At 70.8% G+C, this 18,432-nt stretch carries 21 protein-coding genes; 4 read left to right on the top strand and 17 right to left on the bottom strand.

Annotated elements, in window-relative coordinates:
- Positions 1–29 precede the first annotated feature (29 nt).
- Positions 30–440 carry a hypothetical protein gene (locus JHY01_RS14735; protein ID WP_205326416.1) on the bottom strand — a complete coding sequence of 137 codons (411 nt, stop codon included), beginning with the start codon at positions 438–440 and terminating at the stop codon, positions 30–32.
- Between the two features lie 188 nt (positions 441–628).
- On the opposite strand from JHY01_RS14735, the gene JHY01_RS14730 reads away from it, so the two are divergent.
- A complete protein-coding gene (locus JHY01_RS14730) occupies positions 629–1,543 on the top strand; it encodes a sugar kinase (protein ID WP_205326415.1) in 915 nt (304 codons plus the stop codon).
- Entirely contained in the window at positions 1,540–2,139 is a 600-nt protein-coding gene (locus JHY01_RS14725; RefSeq protein ID WP_307814452.1) for a bifunctional 4-hydroxy-2-oxoglutarate aldolase/2-dehydro-3-deoxy-phosphogluconate aldolase, read from the top strand. Before JHY01_RS14730 ends, JHY01_RS14725 begins: the two co-directional genes overlap by 4 nt.
- Positions 2,140–2,339: 200 nt before the next feature.
- On the opposite strand, the gene JHY01_RS14720 is transcribed toward JHY01_RS14725, so the two are convergent.
- The 12 genes from JHY01_RS14720 to JHY01_RS14665 form a co-directional block, all read right to left on the bottom strand.
- Positions 2,340–2,855: an adenine phosphoribosyltransferase gene (locus JHY01_RS14720; protein WP_205326414.1), complete on the bottom strand. Its 516-nt coding sequence runs from the start codon at positions 2,853–2,855 to the stop codon at positions 2,340–2,342.
- 145 nt (positions 2,856–3,000) lie between these two features.
- Positions 3,001–3,387 (bottom strand): DUF4234 domain-containing protein, encoded by a 387-nt coding sequence (locus JHY01_RS14715; protein WP_205326413.1) that lies wholly within the window; start codon positions 3,385–3,387, stop codon positions 3,001–3,003.
- Between the two features lie 151 nt (positions 3,388–3,538).
- On the bottom strand, positions 3,539–4,414 hold the full coding sequence (locus JHY01_RS14710; RefSeq protein WP_205326412.1) for a carbohydrate ABC transporter permease: 876 nt from the start codon (positions 4,412–4,414) through the stop codon (positions 3,539–3,541).
- Positions 4,415–4,419: 5 nt separating this feature from the next.
- A complete protein-coding gene (locus tag JHY01_RS26725; protein WP_374199536.1) occupies positions 4,420–5,403 on the bottom strand; it encodes a carbohydrate ABC transporter permease in 984 nt (327 codons plus the stop codon).
- A gap of 4 nt (positions 5,404–5,407) precedes the next feature.
- Positions 5,408–6,703, bottom strand: a complete 1,296-nt coding sequence (locus JHY01_RS14700; protein WP_205326410.1) for an ABC transporter substrate-binding protein — start codon at positions 6,701–6,703, stop codon at positions 5,408–5,410.
- Positions 6,704–7,016: 313 nt separating this feature from the next.
- The gene (locus JHY01_RS14695; protein WP_205326409.1) at positions 7,017–8,222 is read right to left on the bottom strand and encodes an ROK family transcriptional regulator; all 1,206 of its coding nucleotides are present in this window, start codon (positions 8,220–8,222) and stop codon (positions 7,017–7,019) included.
- Between the two features lie 261 nt (positions 8,223–8,483).
- The gene (ptsP, locus tag JHY01_RS14690; protein WP_205326408.1) at positions 8,484–10,139 is read right to left on the bottom strand and encodes a phosphoenolpyruvate--protein phosphotransferase; all 1,656 of its coding nucleotides are present in this window, start codon (positions 10,137–10,139) and stop codon (positions 8,484–8,486) included.
- A gap of 16 nt (positions 10,140–10,155) precedes the next feature.
- Positions 10,156–10,422, bottom strand: coding sequence for an HPr family phosphocarrier protein (locus tag JHY01_RS14685; protein WP_205326407.1), 267 nt, complete (start codon positions 10,420–10,422; stop codon positions 10,156–10,158).
- 20 nt (positions 10,423–10,442) lie between these two features.
- On the bottom strand, positions 10,443–11,918 hold the full coding sequence (locus tag JHY01_RS14680; protein ID WP_205326406.1) for a PTS fructose transporter subunit IIC: 1,476 nt from the start codon (positions 11,916–11,918) through the stop codon (positions 10,443–10,445).
- Between the two features lie 22 nt (positions 11,919–11,940).
- Positions 11,941–12,387: a PTS sugar transporter subunit IIA gene (locus JHY01_RS14675; RefSeq protein ID WP_205326405.1), complete on the bottom strand. Its 447-nt coding sequence runs from the start codon at positions 12,385–12,387 to the stop codon at positions 11,941–11,943.
- 22 nt (positions 12,388–12,409) lie between these two features.
- Positions 12,410–13,387: a 1-phosphofructokinase family hexose kinase gene (locus JHY01_RS14670; RefSeq protein ID WP_205326404.1), complete on the bottom strand. Its 978-nt coding sequence runs from the start codon at positions 13,385–13,387 to the stop codon at positions 12,410–12,412.
- A complete protein-coding gene (locus tag JHY01_RS14665; RefSeq protein WP_205326403.1) occupies positions 13,384–14,145 on the bottom strand; it encodes a DeoR/GlpR family DNA-binding transcription regulator in 762 nt (253 codons plus the stop codon). Before JHY01_RS14665 ends, JHY01_RS14670 begins: the two co-directional genes overlap by 4 nt.
- Before the next feature lie 198 nt (positions 14,146–14,343).
- Here JHY01_RS14665 and JHY01_RS14660 point away from each other — a divergent pair, with 198 nt between their 5' ends.
- Both JHY01_RS14660 and JHY01_RS14655 read left to right on the top strand, forming a co-directional pair.
- Complete coding sequence (locus JHY01_RS14660; RefSeq protein WP_205326402.1) at positions 14,344–14,850, top strand: O-acetyl-ADP-ribose deacetylase; 507 nt, start codon at positions 14,344–14,346, stop codon at positions 14,848–14,850.
- A 59-nt stretch (positions 14,851–14,909) separates the two neighbouring features.
- The gene (locus tag JHY01_RS14655; protein WP_205326401.1) at positions 14,910–15,797 is read left to right on the top strand and encodes a hypothetical protein; all 888 of its coding nucleotides are present in this window, start codon (positions 14,910–14,912) and stop codon (positions 15,795–15,797) included.
- On the opposite strand, the gene JHY01_RS14650 is transcribed toward JHY01_RS14655, so the two are convergent.
- The 4 genes from JHY01_RS14650 to JHY01_RS14635 all read right to left on the bottom strand — a co-directional run bounded on the left by JHY01_RS14650 (position 15,743) and on the right by JHY01_RS14635 (position 18,403).
- Entirely contained in the window at positions 15,743–15,940 is a 198-nt protein-coding gene (locus JHY01_RS14650) for a hypothetical protein (protein ID WP_205326400.1), read from the bottom strand. The two genes, JHY01_RS14655 and JHY01_RS14650, sit on opposite strands and share 55 nt — an antisense overlap.
- The gene (locus JHY01_RS14645; RefSeq protein WP_240192793.1) at positions 15,937–16,497 is read right to left on the bottom strand and encodes a 3'-5' exonuclease; all 561 of its coding nucleotides are present in this window, start codon (positions 16,495–16,497) and stop codon (positions 15,937–15,939) included. Before JHY01_RS14645 ends, JHY01_RS14650 begins: the two co-directional genes overlap by 4 nt.
- Before the next feature lie 33 nt (positions 16,498–16,530).
- The gene (locus JHY01_RS14640) at positions 16,531–17,646 is read right to left on the bottom strand and encodes a class I SAM-dependent methyltransferase (RefSeq protein ID WP_205326399.1); all 1,116 of its coding nucleotides are present in this window, start codon (positions 17,644–17,646) and stop codon (positions 16,531–16,533) included.
- Positions 17,647–17,728: 82 nt separating this feature from the next.
- Positions 17,729–18,403: a class I SAM-dependent methyltransferase gene (locus JHY01_RS14635; protein WP_205326398.1), complete on the bottom strand. Its 675-nt coding sequence runs from the start codon at positions 18,401–18,403 to the stop codon at positions 17,729–17,731.
- Between the last annotated feature and the right edge of the window lie 29 nt (positions 18,404–18,432).

The following is an 18,432-nucleotide window of genomic DNA, read 5'->3' as shown; positions in this document are numbered from 1 at the left end:
CAATACCCGTGTCCAGTTTGCGGGCGCGCTCACCGCAGCGGGCAGCGCATCGCGAGACTGAGCGCGGCGTCGTCCCGGAAGGCGGCCTGGGCATCCGCGAGGGCCTCGGCGTCCTCGGACCGCGCGCTCGCGACCATGTCCTGCGCCTGGTCCCCGAAGCTCGCCGTGAGCGCCTTGAGGTTCGGGTCGTCGATCTCCGTGCCGAGCGTGTCGACCTGGTCGATGACGGCGTCCACGTTGCCGCTGTCGGCTTGGACGGCCAGGTCGAGTGCCTGCCAGGCGCGCTCGCAATCGGCCGCGTACTGCTGCGTGTCGCGGTCGAGGTCCTGGTATCCGGGGTCGGTCTCGTCCGCGCCTCCCAGACACTCGGTGAGCATCCACAGCAGGATGAGCACGCCGATGGTCCACGCGAAGAGCTTCCCCAGACGCAGGTCGGTCATGTCCGGCTCCAAGGTGAGAGGCCTGTGTCACAAAGTCTACGCGGGCGGGGACACCCGACCGGGGATCCGACTCGCGCCATACGGGGCAATCGGTGACCGCCGCTTTGTGTATGCGTTTTCCAGTCGGTAGGCTGAACCCACCTCTTGCCGACCCCCACACGCGCGAGCGCGGACACGAACGGAGCCACATGGACGTCCTGTGCCTGGGCGAATCGATGATCGTCCTCGCCCCCGCCGCCGCCGAACCCCTCCGCGGCGCCGTCGACCTCCACATGGGCGTCGCCGGGGCCGAATCGAACGTCGCCGTCGCGCTCGCTCGCCTCGGCGCGAACGCCGCCTGGTGCGGCAAAGTCGGCGACGACCCCCTGGGGAAGCGCGTCCTCGACGTGCTCGGCGAGGCCGGCGTCGACTGCAGCACCGCCCAGACCGACCCGGAGCGGCCCACCGGCGTGTACTTCAAAGACCCCGGACCCGAGGGCACCCGCGTCCACTACTACCGGCGCGGCTCGGCGGCCTCCACCATGGGGCCCGGACACCTCCACGGAACCGCGGCACCGCGACTCCTCCACCTCTCCGGCATCACCCCGATCCTCTCCGACACCTGCGCGGCACTCATCGACGAACTCGTCGTGGACCGCTCCATGGACCCGGCGCTGGTGAGCTTCGACGTCAACTACCGGCCCGCGCTGTGGCCCGTGAGCGAGGCCGGGCCGGCACTGCGGCGCCTCGCCGACGCCGCCGACATCGCCTTCGTCGGACTCGACGAAGCCCAGTCACTGTGGGACGTCGAGACCGCCGACGACGTCCGGGGGCTCCTGCCCGGCACCGGCGTACTCGTCGTCAAGGACGGCGGCACCGGGGTCACCGCGTTCGAGGGCGACACACGCGTATACACCCCCGCCGAACCGGTCGACGTGGTCGAACCGGTCGGCGCCGGCGATGCGTTCGCCGCCGGATTCCTTTACGGCCGTTTGCAGGACGCCTCGCTCGAGGCGTCGATGCGGCTGGGCCACCGGCTCGCGGCCGGAGCCCTCCAGACCGTCGGGGACCTCGCGCCCCCGCCGCCACCCGAGACCGTCCGAGCCATCCTGGAGGACCAGTGACCTTTGATCAAGGCGAATTCTTCGACCGCCTCTTCGCCGGGCAGCGCGTCATGGCGATCTGGCGCGGGCTGCCCGCCGACGAGACCGTGGCGCTCTCGGAGCGGGTGTGGGACGCCGGGTTCGACCTGGTCGAGGTCCCGATCGGCAAGCCCGGTCAGGAAGCGGCCCTGGCCGCCGCGGTGAATGCGGCGGCCCCGAGCGGGCGCGCCGTGGGCGCCGGCACCGTGGTCTCCGCCGGGCACGTGGAGCGCGCGGCCGCCGCCGGCGCGGCCTACACGATCGCGCCGGGCCTGAACCCGGCGGTGCTCGAGGCCTCGCACGCGGCCGGCCTGCCGCACCTGCCGGGCGTGGCCACCGCCAGCGAGGTCGGTCTCGCCCGCGACCTCGGCTGCACCTGGGTGAAGGTCTTCCCGGCCTCGACGCTCGGACCGGACTGGTTCAAGGCGATGCACGGGCCGTTCCCGGAGATGAAGTTCGTGGCGACGGGCGGCGTCGGTCCCGACGAGATCGACACCTACATCGAAGCCGGGGCCTCGGTCATCGGGATGGGCTCGGCGCTGGCCGACCCGACGAACCTGGCGAAGCTCGTCGGCTGAGCGGCCTTCCCGCGAAATGGCGCGTGACCTATCACCGGTCACGCGCCATCGGTCGATGTCGCTCTGATCGGGGCCCGTCGCCAGTGGCCATGCCATGTGACATGTCACGTATCACCCGAGTCGCGGGCCCCCGGGACCACCCTGGCAGGTGGGTACGACAGCGGAGCGCCGCGAGGGGGCCTCGGATTCGCTTGGCGGGCTTAGAGCTTGCCCAGGAGCGAGATCACCGGGTAGCCGTCGAGGCGGTCGCGGCCCGAGAGGGAGGCGATCTCCAGGAGGGCGGCGCAGGCGGCGATGGTGCCGCCGAGGCCTTCGACGAGGCGCACGCCTGCGGCCATGGACTCGCCGGTGGCGATGACGTCGTCGACCAGGAGGATCCGGTCGCCCTCGCGGACGGCGTCGGCGTGCATCTCGACGCGGACTTCGGCGTACTCGCCGCGGTAGGTCTCGACCGCGGCGGCGCGCGGGAGCTTGCCGGCCTTGCGGATCGGGATCAGCGGGGTGCGGGTGCGGTCGGCGAGCGGTGCGGCCCAGAGGAAGCCGCGGGCGTCGAACGCGGCGATCGCGTCGTAAGGGTGGGCCGCGCAGGCCTCCAGGAGCCGGTCGACCGAGGAGCGGAAGGCGTCCGGGTCGGCGAGCAGCGGCGTGATGTCGCGGAAGCCGACCCCCGGCTCGGGGAAGTCGGGGACGACGGGCACGTATTCGGTCAGATCCACAGCGGCAAGGTTAGCCGGTCCCCGGCCGCCCGGGTGCCGCCTGGGCCGCGCAGTGGCATATCACGCGTCACGCAGCACGAAGCCCCCGGCTGAACGAGCAACCGGGGGCTTCGCCTCCGCGTGTGGAATGTCGCGGTGGGCGTCGCTAGGCGGGGACGCCCTGGCGGGCCTTGACGGCGTTCACGACCAGGTTCTGCTGGGCCTGGATGTAGCAGAGGTTGGTGCCGGCGACGAAGCACAGGAGCGTGGCGACACCCGTGTTGAAGGTGGGGGCCAGGCCGACGGCCTGCTGCTCGGCCTTGATGGAGGCGCAGAGCTTGAACCAGTTGATGATCGGCATGATGTACAGGGTGATGAATCCGAACAGCATCCACACCACGAGGCTGGAACCGCTGACGTTGTTCGGGTTGTTCGGGTTGACGCCCTTGATCTGGGCGGCGGTCTTGGCGTACCAGAACAGGCCGTAGATGCCGAAGCTGATGAGGGTGAGGATCCACACGCCGAAGGGGGACCGGATCTTCAGTTCTTCCACTGGGGATGACTCCTTGTGCAAAGGGGGACGGGCATGGTCAAAGCGCACGGCTGCGGGTGGTTCACCCGCAGCCGGTTGGGCTCGCTGACCGAAGTGCAGCTCACATTAGCATCCGCATTCGTCCGCTATGGAAACAGGGAGTCCCTTGTGTTCACCCCTTAAGCCCGGTTTGCGCCACACCCTGCACCAGGAACCGCTGGAGGAACAGGAAGACGAACACCAACGGCAGGATCGCCACGGCGGCCGCCATGAACAATTGCGGCAGGTTGACCGTCTGGGCGGTCAGGAACGTGGAGAGGGCGACCTGCACGGTCCACGAGTCGGACGAGCGCCCGATGACCAGCGGCCACAGGAACGAGTTCCAGGACGTCACGAACGTGATCACGGCGATCGCGGCGAGGAAGCCCTTCGAGTTCGGGATCACGATGCGCCAGAAGGAGCCCCAGTACCCCAGTCCGTCGACGCGGGCGGCCTCCTCGAGTTCCTTGGGGAAGCTCAGGAAGTACTGCCGGCACAGGAACGCGACGAACCCGTTGAACAGCGTCGGGATGATCAGGCCCCGCAGGTCCGAGACCCAGCCGAGGCTGGAGACCATCACGAAGCTCGGCAGGAAGGTGATCGCGCTGGGGACCATGAGCGTCGCCAGGATCGCGTAGAACACCTTGTCGGCGTGCCGGTACGGGATGCGGGCGAGGCCGTATCCGGCCGTCGTGCACAGGAACAGGGTGCCGACGGTGGTGAGCACCGAGACCACGGCGGAGTTGAGGAGGCTCCGCGCCATCGGCACCTTCTCGTCGTTGAACAGCTCCGCGACGTTGCCCCACTGGATCTCGGTCGGGAACCACATCCATCCCGGCGCGGTGATGTCCTCGGTGGTGGACAGCGCGTTCCGCACGATCAGGTAGAACGGGATCAGGAAGACCGCGGCGATCACGCACAGCCCGATGAAGTTCGCGATGCGCGAGGCCCTCGAGCCGACGCCCGCCTTGTAGCCGACCGGCTTGGGCCGGTGCTGTGTGGACACCATGCCGCTCACCGTCCTTCCGGTTTGCCGAAGCCGAGGATCTTGCCTTGGAGCAGGGTCACGATCGCGATCAGGAGCGCCAGGATGAGCGCGCCGGCCGAGCCGCGGCCGAGGTCCTGGCTCGTTCCCAGCGAGGTGTGGAACAGGTAGATCAGCGGCGTCCGGGCGTACGGGACGTTCCCGGAGTTGGGCAGCAGGTTCCAGAACTCGTCGAAGGCCTGGTAGGCCGCGATGAGGACCAGCATCAGCACCGCCACCGAGGAGGCCCGCAACTGCGGCAGGGTGATGTGCCAGAAGGTCTGCCAGCCGGGCTTCGCGCCGTCCACATAGGCGGCCTCGTAGAGGTGTTCGGGGATCTGCTGGAGCGCGGCGATGAACAGGATCATGTAGAAGCCGCACTGGATCCACAGGCGGAGCGTGGCGATGACCAGCCAGAACCATGGCGGGTCGTTCCCGAACAGCCAGGGGATGTTCTCGATCCCGAACCAGCCGAGCACGGTGTTGGCCATGCCGTAGCGCACGCCCGCGAAGATCGACATCTTCCACACCAGCGACGCCACCACGTACGAGCAGGCGAAGGGCAGGAAGAACACCGAGCGGAAGAACGCCCGCATGATGCGGACCTTGTTGACCGCCAAGGCGAGCCCGAGCGACGAGGCGAAGGTGATCGGCACGATGATCGCCGCGAACACGGAGAAGGTGATGAGGCTCCGCCGGAAGTCCGCGTTGGTGAGCATCGTGACGTAGTTGTCGAATCCGACGAAGTCGTCGGAGGTGGGGGTGACGGTGTTGCGCGCGTCGAAGAGCGACAGGTAGGCGGACCAGCCGACCGGGATGTAGGTGAAGATGATCAGGCCGAGCAGGAAGGGCCCGACGAAGTACCAGAAGGCGAGGTTGCGGCCGCCGAACGTCCGGCGGCGGCGAGGGCGTCGTGACGTCCCCGCTGCCGCCGGAGCCGGATCGGCCGTCTTGTCGGTGACGGCCACGGCGATCCCCTTACCCGAAGATGCCGTCGAGCTCGGAGTTGACCGTCTCGACGGCCTTGGCCAGTTCGGCCTCGGGGTCGTTGCCCTCGATCGCGATGTTGCTGAGCATGTCGTTGACGGCGGTGTTCATCGCCGGCGTCCAGTCGGGGTTGTCGGCCCAGCCGAACTCCTCCGAGATGGCGACGGCCTCGGCGGCCGGACCGGAGGTCAGCTGGTCGGCCTCCGCCCGCAGCGACAGCCGCGAGGGGATGTGGAAACCGTAGCTGAGGCACCAGTCGAGGATGGCCTCCTTGTTGTCGACCCACAGCCACTTGGTGAAGGCCTTGGCCTCGTCGACGTGGGCGCTGTTGGCGTTCACGAAGGTCGCCCAGCCGCCGTTGTAGACGGTCGGGGTGCCGCCGACGAAGCCCGGGCACGGGAAGATGCCGATGTCGTCGCCGAGGTTCTCGATGAGCGCCGGCATGGTCCACAGCCCCGTCCAGGACATGGCGCACAGGCCCTGGATCATCGACGAGGGGTCCCACCAGTCGGTGGGCGCGCCGAGCAGGAGCGAGCTGGAGTCGTTGAGCTGCTTGACCAGCTCGGCGCCTTCGGCCATGCGCGGGTCGTTGAACCCGGCCTGCATGTCGGAGCCGATGAACGAGAGGCCGAGGCTGTTGATCATGTGCTGGCCGAGCCGGTCGGTGCCGCCGGCAGCGCCGAAGTCGATGCCCTTGACGTCCGAGGTGGTCAGTTCGGCGGCGATCGCGATCAGCTCGTCGAAGGTGGTCGGCGGCGCGGTGATGCCGGCGGCCTCGAACAGGCTGGGGCGGTACACGATGTACTGCGGGTCGTCGATCATGTTGATGCCGTAGACGGTGCCGTCGATCGTGTTGCGGATCAGGTCGCCCTCGGGAATGTCGTCGATCACGTCCGCGATGATGTCGTCGAGCGGCACGATCTGGCCGGCCTCGACCATGCCGCGGTTGAGGTGGCTCTCGAACACGTCGGGGCCGTCGTCGGTCAGCAGACCCGAAGCCAGTGCGGCGTCGTAGTCGCCGGGGATCCACTCGACGGTCACGTTGGCGTCGGTGTAGTCCGCGGCGTACCCCTTCGCCGCCTCCTGGGTTCCCGCTTCGCCGTATTCGTGGTACCACTGCGACAGGGAGACCCCGTCGCCTGTCTCCTCGCGTCCGGTGTTGCCGCCGCAGGCGGCCAGTGCGCCGGCGCCGGCGGTCATGCCGCCGAGCGCGAGCATGCGGCGGCGGTCGAGCATGAACTTGGCGAACGCTTGCTGCGAACGCCGGTTGTTGCGTGAGGCAACCATTGCTGAGCTCCTCGCTACGTTGAGAGGTCGGAAGGGCTTCCCGTGCGACCCCGGGTCATGGTCGACGCCGCAGCGGAGAATCGACGAGCGCCGATTCGCCCTCTAGTGTTGCGAGCGCCACTCACTTTGTCAATGGGTTGAAGTAAGGGCTCGGATAACGATTTGCGCTCGATACGCATGGGAGCGGTCACTACGGAAGGTGCGGGAGTTTCCCAAGCGCACAACGGGAACAGCCCCAACCGTCGGGGACGACCGGGGCGTTTGCGGACACGATGAGAGCGGCGAGAACCGCGGCCGCAAGGCGGTGGCGGGTTCAGCGGCGGCTGCGGGAGCCCACCGTGTTCAGGCGGTTCAGGTGCCCTTCGAGGGCCAGCGCGGCGGCGCCGAGGGCGACCATGTTGCGGTCCTCGCCGTTGCGCTTGAGCCGGACGGCTTTGAGCGGGGCTTCCATGGCGTGGCCGGGGAGGCGGCGTTCGAATTCGGGGATGAGGGCGTCGCCGAGGACGCTGGTGACCCAGCCGTCGAGGACGACGAGGTCGGGGTTGAAGAGGTTGAGGAGGTTCGCGACGCCGGCGGCGAGGTATTCGGCGACGGTCTCGATGGTGCGGACGGCGGTGGGTTCGCCGGCATCCCAGGCGGCGGCGAGCGCGGCCATGGCCTCGGTCTGGGATCCGGCGTTGGCGCGGCCGTCGAGTTGGCCCCAGTGCCAGAGGATGGCGGGTGCGCCTATGTAGGCCTCGATGCATCCTCTTGCGCCGCAGCGGCATTGGGGTCCGGCGGGGTTGATGGTGGTGTGGCCCCACTCCCCCGCCGAGTTGGTGGCGCCGCGGTAGAGCTGGCCGCCGAAGGCGAGTCCCGCGCCGACGCCGGTGCCGAGGATGAGGACGGCGAGGCGGTCGACGCCGCGGCCTTCGCCGAACCAGAGTTCGCCGACGGTGATGGTCTTGAGGGGGTTGTCGAGGTAGATGGGGACGCCGAGTTGGAGGCGGTCGGCGAGGAGTTTGCGGAAGGGCACGTCGTGCCAGTTCCAGTTGGGGGCGAAGCCGGAGACGCCCCAGGTGACGTCGACCTGGCCGGGGAGGCTGACGCCGAGGCCGAGGATGGCGCGGCCGCCGAGGCGTTCGCGGATCTGGTCCATGGCGGAGGCGATGTGGCCGATGATCTGTTCGGGGGCGTTCTCGCTGGGTTCCATGCGTTCTTCGACGCGGTCGACGACGGCGAGGGTGAGGTCGTAGACCTCGAGGTAGACGTAGGTCTCGGCGACGTCGACGCCGATCATGACGCCGCCTCCGGCGTTGGGTGCGAGCAGGGCTCGGGGCCTGCCGCCGCCGGAGTCCTCGCGGCCCACTTCGACGACCACGCCGAGTTCGATCAGGTCGGTCACCAGGTTGGAGACGGTGGCGACGCTGAGGTCGGTCTCGCGGGCGAGGATCTGGCGGGAGGTGGGGGCGTCCGCGATCAGGTGCCGGAGCACTGCGAAGCAGTTGCGGAGGCGGATGTCGCGCGAGGTGGACTTCATGGATGCATGGTACGGGCGAACGCCGCCTTTGTAAATGGGTTAGATGAAGGGTCCGGTATGGGTCGAACCGGGATGGTTCGCGGCTGTGCGGCGGGTGCCCTTGCATCCGCGGTGCATCACACGCCGCATGCGGCTTCCAGGACGGCATCCGCCCTACACGACCGGTGGCACCTCACCTGTCACACGCTGCCCGGAAGGGTGGCTTCGCAGCGCTGTGCGAGTGCCACGTCACACGTCACGTGGCACTCGCCGTTCCGGTGTTCAGTAGGCGGCCACGGCGCGGCGGGCCTCCGCCGCTTCGTCCGCGTGGAGGGCTCTGGCGGCCATGCCCGCGCAGTCGGCGAGGGTGCGTGCGGACAGTTCGGCGCGGACGGCCGCGACTGCGCCCGGCGCCATCGAGAGGCTCGTGACGCCGAGGCCGACGAGGACGCACGCCAGCATCGGGTCGCTGGCGGCCTCGCCGCACACCCCGACCGGTTTCTCGGCCTCGCGACCGGCCTCGGCGGCGAGGCTCACCAGGTCGAGGAGGGCGGGCTGCCACGGGTCGAGCAGTTCGGCGAGCGAACCGTTCATGCGGTCGGCGGCGAGCGTGTACTGGCCGAGGTCGTTGGTGCCCAGGCTCGCGAAGTCGCAGCCCTCCAGCACCCGCGAGGCGCGCAGCGCCGCGGCCGGGACCTCGATCATGGTGCCCGCCGTGGGCAGTCCGTGTGCGCGGCACCGGTCGGCGAACGCGGCGGCCTCGCCGGGGGTCGCCACCATCGGGGCCATGACCCACACTTCGGCGGCGTGCTTCGCCGCGGCGACGGCGATCGCGGTGAGCTGGTCGTCCAATAGTGAGGATCCGGCGTCGGTGCCGGCCAAGCGGATGCCGCGCACGCCGAGCGCCGGGTTGGGTTCGTCGCCGTGGTCGACGAACGCCAGGGGCTTGTCGGCTCCGGCGTCGAGGGTGCGCACGACGACCTTCCTGCCGGAGAAGGCCGCGAACACCTGGCCGTAGGCCTCGACCTGTTCGTCCACAGTAGGTGCGGTCTCGCGGTCGAGGAAGAGGAACTCGGTGCGGAAGAGGCCCACGCCTTCACTGTCGACCGCAGCGGCGGCTGCCAGGTCGGCCGGCGAGCCGAGGTTCACCAGCAGCTGCACGGCGTGCCCGTCGGCGGTGCGGCCGGGGCCGCGGCTGGCCGCGAGCGCCGCCGTGCGCTTGGCCTCGGCGTCGAGGACGCGACGGACCCGCCCCGGTTCGGGATCGGGCACGATCAGGCCCGTTCCGCCGTCGACCAGGACCTCGGTGCCGTCCTCCAGCGCGGCGGCGGCAGGGCAGGCGACGACTGCGGGCAGGCCCATCGATTTGGCGAGGATCGCGGTGTGGCTGGTCGGCCCGCCCTGCTCGGTGACGATCGCGACGACGGTGGCCGGGTCGAGGGCCGCGGTGTCGGCGGGCGCGAGGTCCTTGGCGACCAGCACGAACGGGTGCCCGGGGTCGGGCAGTCCCGGCATGGGCCGGCCGAGCAGCACGGCGATGGTGCGGTCGCGCAGGTCGTCGAGGTCGGCGGCGCGTTCGGCGAGATATCCCCCGGCGGCTTCGAGCGCGGACCGGAAGAACCCGTAGGCCTCGATGACGGCGTGCGGGGTCGAGCGGCCGTTCGCGAGCGAATTCTCGATCTGGTCGGCCAGGGCGGGGTCGCGGGGCATCATCGACTGCGCGTCGAGGATGTCGGCGGTGGTTCCACTGGCGGCCTCGGCGCGGTCGTCGAGGTCGGCGGCGACCGTTTCGAGGGCGGCTTTGGCCCTGGCAAGCGCGGCGGCCGGGTCGGGCTCGGGTCCGGTGTCGGCGGGCGGGGCCGGCACCGGTGCGAGTCGGGCCACCGGTGCGTACGCGGCGCCCGGGCTCACGCCGATGCCGGTCATCTCAGCGGTCATGTCGGGAGGCTCCTCGTCAGACGTCGCGGTCGGTCTGCAGCTCGGTTGCGAGTGCGTCGAGGGAGGCCTCGGCGCCCTCGCCTTCGGCCGAGAGCACGACCTCGTCGCCGCCCTTGGCGTCCAAGGTGAGGATCATGAGGAGCGAGCGGGCGTCGACCGGCTCCTGGCCTTCCTTGGCGATGGTGACCTTCGCGGGCTGGTCTGCGGCGAGCTTCGCGAACAGCTTGGCCGGGCGGGCGTGGAGGCCCACGTTGGAGGCGATGACTACGCGGCGTTCGGGCATCTCGGTTCCTTCCCTGCGGATCAGATGGCGAGCACGTGCTCGTCGGCTTCGGCGGCGGTCTCGGACCGCGCCACGGTCTTGAGCGCGAGCACCGCGAGGCAGGTCGCGGCGGTCCCGGCGAGCAGGGCCACGAGGAACCCGCCCCAGTTGCCGATGAGACCGATGACCCAGATGCCGCCGTGCGGGGCGCGCAGCGTCGCCTCGAACGCCATGGAGACCGCGCCCGCGACGGCGCCGCCGATCATGGTGGACGGGATGACGCGCAGCGGGTCGGCGGCGGCGAACGGGATCGCGCCTTCGGTGATGAAGGAGGCGCCCAGGAGCCAGGCGGCCTTGCCGGCCTGTCGCTCGCCGGGCGTGAACAGCTTGGGCCGCAAGACGCTTGCGAGCGCCATGCCCAGCGGCGGGACCATGCCCGCGGCCATGACGGCGGCCATGATGGTCAGGTCGCCGCTGGCGAGGGCGCCGACGCCGAACAGGTAGGCGACCTTGTTGACCGGTCCGCCCAGGTCGAACCCCATCATGGCGCCGAGCAGCAGGCCCAGCAGGATCGCGTTGGCTCCGGAGAGCCCGGCGAGCCAGTCGGTGAGCCAGGACTGGGCGGCGGCGATCGGCTGACCGACCACCACGAGCATGATGAAGCCGACCACGAACACGCCCACGAGCGGGATCACGACGATGCGCATGATGCCTTGCAGCGCTTGGCCGGGTTTGATGAGCTTGAGCGCCATGACGACCGCGCCGGCGAGCAGGCCGGCGACGAGGCCGCCGAGGAAGCCCGCGCCGATGGCGACGGCCACCAGGCCGCCGACGACGCCGGGCGCGATGCCCATGCGGTCGGCCATGCCGAAGGCGATGTATCCCGCCAGGATCGGGACCAGCATCGAGAAGGCCGTCGCGCCGAGGTACATCAGCACCCCGGCGAACCCGGCCTGGGCGAGGATGTCGGTCGGGTTGGCGATCGCCTCATAGGTCACGCCTTCGAAGTCACCGCCGTAGACGACCTGGTTGATCTCTGCTCCGCCGATGAGGAACGCGAGGGCGATGAGGATACCGCCCGCGGCGACGAACGGCAGCATGTACGACACGCCGGTCATCAGCCACAGCCGCAGCTTCGCGCCGGGGCCGAGCTTCGGCGCCGCCGCCGTCATCGGCGCGACGGATCCCGCCTCGGGCTTCTCGGCGGGTGCGGCTTCGGCCATGGCGACGGCTTCGGCGACCATCGCGGCCGCGTTGTTGATGCCGCGCTTGACCGGACCGGACACGAGGGGCTTCCCCGCGAAGCGCTCCTTGTCACGCACGTCGACGTCGGCGGCGAAGATGACCGCGTCGGCCTCGGCGATGTCGATCGGGTTGAGCGCTTCGGCGCCGGCGGCGCCTTGCGTCTCGACTCGGATCTCGTGCCCGGCCGCGACGGCGGCCTGCTCGAGGGCTTCGGCGGCCATGTAGGTGTGGGCGATACCCGTCGGGCACGAGGTGACTGCTACGAGCTTCATTGTTCGAGCACCTTCTTCTTCTCTATGTGAGGGATTGCTGGATGAGTGCGGCGGTCGCATCCGCGTCGGGCGCGTCGCGGAGTGCGGCCTTGAAGTCCTGGTGGATCAGTTTGCGGGCGAGTTTCGCGAGGATGGTCATGTGCTCCGAGCCGCCGCCTTCCGGTGCGGCGATGAGGAACACGAGGTCGGCGGGGCCGTCCTCGGAGCCGAAGTCGATGCCCTCGGGAGCCCGTCCGAAGGCGAGGCTGGGGGCGGTGACGTGGGCGCTGCGGGCGTGCGGGATGCCGATGCCGCCTTCGATGCCGGTGGGCATCTGCTCTTCGCGGGCACGCACGTCGGCGAGGAACCCGTCGGCATCGGTCACGCGCCCGGCGGCGGCGAGGAGGCCCGCGAGCCGGGCGGTGGCCTCGTGGCGGTCGGCCCCGTGGAGGTCGAGGTCGATCAGATCGGCGGTGATGAGATCGGACATGGTGCGTGCTCCTGTTCGTGGTTCAGCTCAAGGCCTGGGCGGCGTCCGGGTCGCGGGTGACCCGGACGGCCCCGAGGTCGATGTCCTTCGGGCCGGGCATGGTGCTGCCGGGCAGGGAGACCGCGGCGGTGCCCCAGGCGACGGCGGCGGCCAGCGCGTCGGGGCCGCGGCCGCCGGAGGCGAGGAAGCCCGCGAGGGCGGCGTCGCCGGCGCCGACGGTGCTGGCGACGGGTGCGGCGAGGGGGGCTTGGGCGTGCCAGACGCCTTCGGCGGCGACGAGGATCGCGCCGTCCGCGCCGAGTGAGGCGAGGACCGCGCCGGCCCCGGCGGTGCGGAGCGCCTCGGCGGCCTTCACGGCGTCGCCCATGGTGGCGATGCGGGTGCGGGCGGCTTCGGCGAGTTCTTCCAAGTTGGGTTTGACGAGGTCGGGCCGGGCGGCGAGGCACGCGTCGAGGGCGGCCCCGGAGGAGTCGACCACGGTGGCGACGCCGGCGTCGCGGGCGCGGGCGACGAGGAGGGCGTAGAAGTCGGCGCCGACGCCGGGCGGGAGGCTCCCGCATCCGGCGATCCAGGCGGTCGGCCGGTCGATGCTGCTCGAGGGCGTCTGGAGTGCGTAGTTCGGCGGCGCCGCGACGGCGGCGTCGAGCAGCTCTTCGATCTCCTCGGCCCGCAGGACCGGGCCGGCCTCGTTGAGCTTCGTAACGGTGCCGTCGGCTTCGGCGAGGGTGAGGTTCGAACGAACCCCTTGGGAGACGGGCACCTCGATGATCGGCACACCCGCCTCGGCGAGGAGGTCGAGCAGTTCGGTGCCGGCATGGCCGCCGCTGATGAGGACGGCCCGCGTGGCGTATCCGTTGGCGACGAGCGCCCGGGAGACGTTGACGCCCTTGCCTCCCGGGTCGACCCGGTCGCCCTGGGCCCGCTGCACCTCGCCGCGTCGGAGCCGGTCGACCTCGAACGTCCGGTCCAGACTCGGGTTGGCGGTGACGGTGACGATCATGCGCGCACTACTTTCAGGTCGGCGTCTTCGAAGTCGGAGGCGAGGTCGTCGTCGAGCCCGGTGTCGGTGATGAACATGTCGACCTGGTCGAGGGTGCCGAATCGCGCGAGGCAGTCGTTGCCGACCTTGGTGTGGTCGGCGACGACGACGGTCTTCCGGGCCGCGCCGATCATGGCGCGCTTGACGGCGGCCTCGCCGGTGTCCGGAGTGGTCAGGCCGCGTTCGACGCTGATGCCGTTGGCGCCGATGAACGCGACGTCGACGAACGTTTCGGTGAGGGCGCGCAGGGCCCAGTCGTCGACCGCGGCCATGGTGCGGCCGCGCACCTTGCCGCCGATGATGAGGACGGTGAGGCGGGGTTTGGCCGCCAAGTGGGCGGCGATGGTGACGTCGTTGGTGACCACGGTGAGCTCGCGGTCGCCCGGGAGGGCCTGGGCGATGCGGGCGGTGGTGGTGCCGGCGTCGAGGAGGATCGCGCCTTCGTTCGGCACCTCGGCGAGGGCGGCGGCGGCGATGCGCTCCTTGGCCTCGATCTGGACGGTGTCGCGGGCGGACACAGTGGGTTCGAAACCGAGGCGCTCCAAGGGGATCGCACCACCGTGGACCTTCTTGACCACGCCTTGGCGCTCGAGGGCGGTGAGGTCGCGCCGGATGGTCTCGGTGGTGACCTCGAAGTCGGCCGCCAGGGCCGCGACGTCCACGCGGCCTTCGATATGCGCCCGTTCGGCGATGCGCTGCTGACGCTCTTCAGCGAACATGTGGTTTCACCCCCGTTTCATTTGGATTTACTTGGTTATACATGGCTGCTTGTTGCATTGTCAACGCGCCGCGAGGGCCTCCGCGCATCACGACTTCGTAACAAGCCCTTGACCTCGAACGTTACTGCCGCTCCCGCAGCCGGGCGTCGAAACGGCCGCCCCCGTCCCGAGCACCGCCCCGCGTGCTTGAATGCGGGCATGGCCATCCAGATCCTCAGCGGCGACATCACGAAGCAGCACGTGGACGCGATCGTCAACGCGGCGAACTCCTCGCTCCTCGGCGGCGGCGGCGTGGACGGCGCGATCCACCGCGCGGGCGGCCCCGCCATCCTCGCGGAATGCCAGGAGCTCCGCCGCTCCCACTACGGCAAGGGGCTGCCGACCGGGCGGGCCGTCGCGACCACCGCCGGGCGGCTCCGGGCCCGCTGGGTCATCCACACCGTCGGCCCCGTCTACTCCGAGGACGAGGACCGCAGCGACCTCCTCGCCTCGTGCTACCGCGAGTCCCTCAAACTCGCCGACAGGCTCGGCGTCGACTCGATCGCGTTTCCGGCGGTCTCCGCCGGGGTATACGGCTGGCCCGCCGTGTCGGCCGCCGCGATCGCCGTCGCCGCCGTGCGCGACACCGCGCAGAACGTTTCGGACATCCGCTTCGTCCTGTTCAACGACGAGGTCCTCGAGGCCTTCCGACAGGCGATGGACTGAGCCGTCGCACCGCGCCGGTACGGTCGGAAGCGCATCGACGCAGCAACGAAGGGGCCCGCATGAAGACCCGCGAGAAGACGCTCGGACAGGACGCGTTCGCCGCCGCCGAGCGCTACCTCCACCTGAACGCCCGCCTCATCGACCGGGCTCGCTTCGACTACCGCTTCCACGGCGGCCCGGCCGGACCGGTCCTGCACGCGGTCCGCGCCTACCAGAACCCCGACGGCGGCTTCGGCAACGCCATCGAACCGGACCTGCGCGGAGCCGGCAGCCAGCCGCAAGGCGTCGAGGTCGCGTTCTGGGCGCTCGACGAAGTCGGCGCGTTCGAAGACGCGATCGTCCTCGCCGCCTGCGCCTGGCTCGAAGAGCACTCCACCGAGGACGGCGGCGTGCCGTGGGTCCTGCCGACCGTGGTCGAGGACGAACGCGGCCCGTGGTGGCAGCCGCAAGGCGAACAGCCGCCGGCCGCCCTGAACCCGACCGCGCCGATCGCCGGGCTCCTCCACGCGCACAACGTCAAGCACCCGTGGCTGAAGCCGGCCACCGAGTTCTGCTGGCGGGCGCTCGCCGAACTGGACGAGATCGGCGCGTACGACGCGATGTGCGTGGTGCGCTTCCTCGACCGGGTCCCCGACCGCGAACGGGCCCGAGCCGAATTCGACCGCCTCGGTCCCTCGCTGCGCGCCAGCACGGCCCTCGACCCGAACGAGCCCGGGCACACGCATTCGCCGCTCGACCTGGCCCCGACGCCGAACTCGCTCGCCCGCGGCCTCTTCAGCGACGAGGAGATCGGCCGCCACCTCGACCACCTCATCGACACGCAGGGCGCCGACGGCGGATGGGCCCCGAACTTCATGATGTGGACGCCCGTGGTCGCCCACGAATGGGGCGGCTACCTGACGCGGGCGACGCTCGCGACGCTCCAGGAGTACGGCCGGCTCGCCTGACGCGGAAAGTCCGTGTCGAACGCGACATCGGTCTTGTTCCCGGCGTTCGGGTTCTCGCCACCGCGGCTGACGCGCTCGGCGGTAGCGGTGGCCTCGAGGTTGCCCAGGACTGCCGTGCCGTCGACGGTCAATGCCACGTTCATGCGGGCCAATCGCCGTGCTCGGCCAGGTCGAGGACCAGGGCGGCGATGTTCCAGGCGTCGTCGGCGCCGCTGTGGTGGCGGCCCTCCAGCGGCAGGCCCGCGATGTCGAGCGCGGCCGCCATGCCCGGCCTGCGGCGCAGCCCCCGGGCCTCCGTGAACCGCAGCTTCGCGTTGCGGTGCCGGCTCCCGAACGGGTAGCGGGCGCCCGTGGCCTTGCACTGGCGCTCGAACTGCCTGCGGTCGTAGTCGCCCCAGCTGGCCCACGGCCGCGAATCGGATCGGTGCTCGTCCATGAGGAGGCGGCAGGCCTCGGCGAAATCGACGCCGGTGTCGACCTCCTCCTGGGTGAGGCCGGTGAGCTCGGTGCAGAACGCACTGACCCGGGATCGCCTCGGCCGCACCAGTATGCGGTGCTTGGCGAGGCGCTCGCGCCGGTCGAGGTCGACGACCGCGAGGCCGATCTCGATGATCTCGCTGACCGCACCGGGCGGCGGCTCGCCCTGCCAGCAGGTCGCCTCGACGTCGACCACATTGAGCAGCTGCCGCGGCGAATCCATGCCGTGCATCCTATGCGGGGGCCGCAACCGGTCTCAGCCCGAGACGGGACGCAGCCGCCAGAGCGAGGTCACTTCCCTGCGGCGGGCGTCGGCGAGGAGGTCGGGGCTCCGCTCGGTACCGGGATGGGAGGGCCGGGTGTCGAGCCGCCCGAGGACCTCGAGGCCCGCGTTCGCGAAGGCGCCCAAGAGGTCGGCCCGAGTGCGCAGGCCCAGGTGCTCGGCGAGGTCGGAGAAGACGAGCCAGCCTTCACCGCCCGGGTTCAGGTGGTCGGCGAGGCCGGTGAGGAAGCCGTGGAGCATGGCGCCGTCGGGGTCGTAGACGCCGCCTTCGACGGCCGAGACGGGCCTGCCGGGCAGCCAGGGCGGATTGCACACCACGAGATCGGCCCGGCCGTCCGGGAACAGGCCCGGTACGGTCGCGTCGATGCGGTCGGCGAGGCCCAGCCGCTCGGCGTTGTCCCGGGCGCAGGCCAGCGCACGCGGATTGACGTCCGTCGCCGTGACCCGGTCGAAGCCGCGGCGCGCCAGGACCGCCGCGAGCACACCGGTCCCGGTGCCGAGGTCGAACGCGGTGCCGGTGACGGCGGGCGGCGGCGCCTGCGCCACGAGGTCGACGTATTCGCCTCGGATCGGCGAGAACACGCCGTAATGCGGGAAGACGCGGTCGCCGAGCGCGGGCACGAGCACGCCCTGCTCACGCCACTGGTGCGCGCTGAGGACGCCCTGGAGCTCGGTGAAGGCGACCGCGATCGGCCCGGAAGGGGGCCCGTAGGCCTCCGTGCAGGCGCGGCGCACCTCGGGTGCGCGGCGCAGGTCGAGGCGGTAGTCGTCGCCGAGGACGACGACGAGCCGCCCCAGCAGCCGGGCGCGGCGGCCGCGGTGCTGGCGGTGCCGGTGGAAGGTCTCGGCCGCGGTGCCCTGCGAGGGGCGCGGCTCGCCGATGCGGCGGTCGAGGGCGCGCAGCAGCTGCCGGGCGTTGTGGAAGTCGCCGCCCCACACCAGGGCCGTGCCCCCGTTGACGAGGCGGTACGCGGTGTCGGCCTTCATCCGGTCGTCGGCCGCGACGACCGCGGACGGCGGCGGCGTCGAGTTCTCGGAATGCCATGCGGCGGCATGGAATTCGTCGGTCTCGGTCCTACTGGCGGACACTGGGCGCTCCCGGTGATCGAAGGTGCGAGGTCGGCTGCGTTCCGTTCGAGGGCGCGGAGACGGGCATCGTCTCGACCTCATTTCACCGATTTCCGGCAGAGTCTTCCACAGGGCCCGAAGCGCCGGGTTTGCGGGCGGCGCCGATCAGGTGCGGGCTCACCGAGAGCGGAAACGGCAGGTCCGGGTACCGCCGCGCCTCGAGGTCGTCGGTGCGCAGTCCTGCGCGTTCGATCGCCGCCCCGGTGTCGCGGCCGGTGTGGCAGCCGCCGAACGCGTGCGACCAGAACACCGCGTCGAACGCGTGCTCGGCCCAGCGGATCGGCCGGTTCGCCGAGGCCACGTGCTCGAGGCACCACAGGCGCCCGCCGGGTCGCAGCACCCGGTGGATTTCCGCGAGCGCGCGGTCCTGGTCGTCGACCGAGCACAGGACGAGGGTCGACACGACCGCGTCGAACGAACCGCTCTCCAAGGGAAGCGCCTCGGCCCGACCGTCGAGCACCGTCACGGCGACGCGGGACGCCGCGGCCTGCTCGCGGGCGAGGTCCCGCAGGTGCGCTTCGGGTTCGACGGCCACCAGTTCGCCGACCGTGTCGGGGTAGTGCGGGAAATTGGCGCCGTTTCCGCAGCCCACTTCGAGGACGCGGCCCTCGAGCCCGGAGAGGAGTCGTCGGCGCCACTCCCCCAGGCCGCGCTCCTCGAGGGAGGCGGCGAGGCCGGGATACCAGCGGGCGAACAGGCGGCGCGGACGGCGTGCCATGCGTTCCTCCCTCCGGCGGCGGTGTCTTC

The sequence above is a fragment of the Glycomyces sp. YM15 genome (genome assembly GCF_016918015.1).
In the GTDB taxonomy this organism is placed as follows: domain Bacteria; phylum Actinomycetota; class Actinomycetes; order Mycobacteriales; family Micromonosporaceae; genus Glycomyces.
Note: the sequence above shows the minus strand (reverse complement) of the source record. Positions and strands in the feature narration are given on the sequence as shown.

Excerpts from the sequence above, each read along its gene's own strand:
- JHY01_RS14700 (WP_205326410.1), bottom strand. The coding sequence starts at position 6,703 with ATGGTTGCCTCACGCAACAACCGGCGTTCGCAGCAAGCGTTCGCCAAG.
- JHY01_RS14675 (WP_205326405.1), bottom strand. The coding sequence starts at position 12,387 with ATGTCCGATCTCATCACCGCCGATCTGATCGACCTCGACCTCCACGGG.
- JHY01_RS14710 (WP_205326412.1), bottom strand. The coding sequence starts at position 4,414 with ATGGTGTCCACACAGCACCGGCCCAAGCCGGTCGGCTACAAGGCGGGC.
- JHY01_RS14655 (WP_205326401.1), top strand. The coding sequence starts at position 14,910 with ATGAAGACCCGCGAGAAGACGCTCGGACAGGACGCGTTCGCCGCCGCC.
- JHY01_RS14685 (WP_205326407.1), bottom strand. The coding sequence starts at position 10,422 with ATGCCCGAACGCCGCGTAGTCATCGCCTCCAACGTGGGCCTCCACGCC.
- JHY01_RS14730 (WP_205326415.1), top strand. The coding sequence starts at position 629 with ATGGACGTCCTGTGCCTGGGCGAATCGATGATCGTCCTCGCCCCCGCC.
- ptsP (WP_205326408.1), bottom strand. The coding sequence starts at position 10,139 with ATGACCGCTGAGATGACCGGCATCGGCGTGAGCCCGGGCGCCGCGTAC.
- JHY01_RS14660 (WP_205326402.1), top strand. The coding sequence starts at position 14,344 with ATGGCCATCCAGATCCTCAGCGGCGACATCACGAAGCAGCACGTGGAC.
- JHY01_RS14665 (WP_205326403.1), bottom strand. The coding sequence starts at position 14,145 with ATGTTCGCTGAAGAGCGTCAGCAGCGCATCGCCGAACGGGCGCATATC.
- JHY01_RS14670 (WP_205326404.1), bottom strand. The coding sequence starts at position 13,387 with ATGATCGTCACCGTCACCGCCAACCCGAGTCTGGACCGGACGTTCGAG.
- JHY01_RS14695 (WP_205326409.1), bottom strand. The coding sequence starts at position 8,222 with ATGAAGTCCACCTCGCGCGACATCCGCCTCCGCAACTGCTTCGCAGTG.
- JHY01_RS14680 (WP_205326406.1), bottom strand. The coding sequence starts at position 11,918 with ATGAAGCTCGTAGCAGTCACCTCGTGCCCGACGGGTATCGCCCACACC.
- JHY01_RS14645 (WP_240192793.1), bottom strand. The coding sequence starts at position 16,497 with ATGGATTCGCCGCGGCAGCTGCTCAATGTGGTCGACGTCGAGGCGACC.
- JHY01_RS14650 (WP_205326400.1), bottom strand. The coding sequence starts at position 15,940 with ATGAACGTGGCATTGACCGTCGACGGCACGGCAGTCCTGGGCAACCTC.
- JHY01_RS14735 (WP_205326416.1), bottom strand. The coding sequence starts at position 440 with ATGACCGACCTGCGTCTGGGGAAGCTCTTCGCGTGGACCATCGGCGTG.
- JHY01_RS14635 (WP_205326398.1), bottom strand. The coding sequence starts at position 18,403 with ATGGCACGCCGTCCGCGCCGCCTGTTCGCCCGCTGGTATCCCGGCCTC.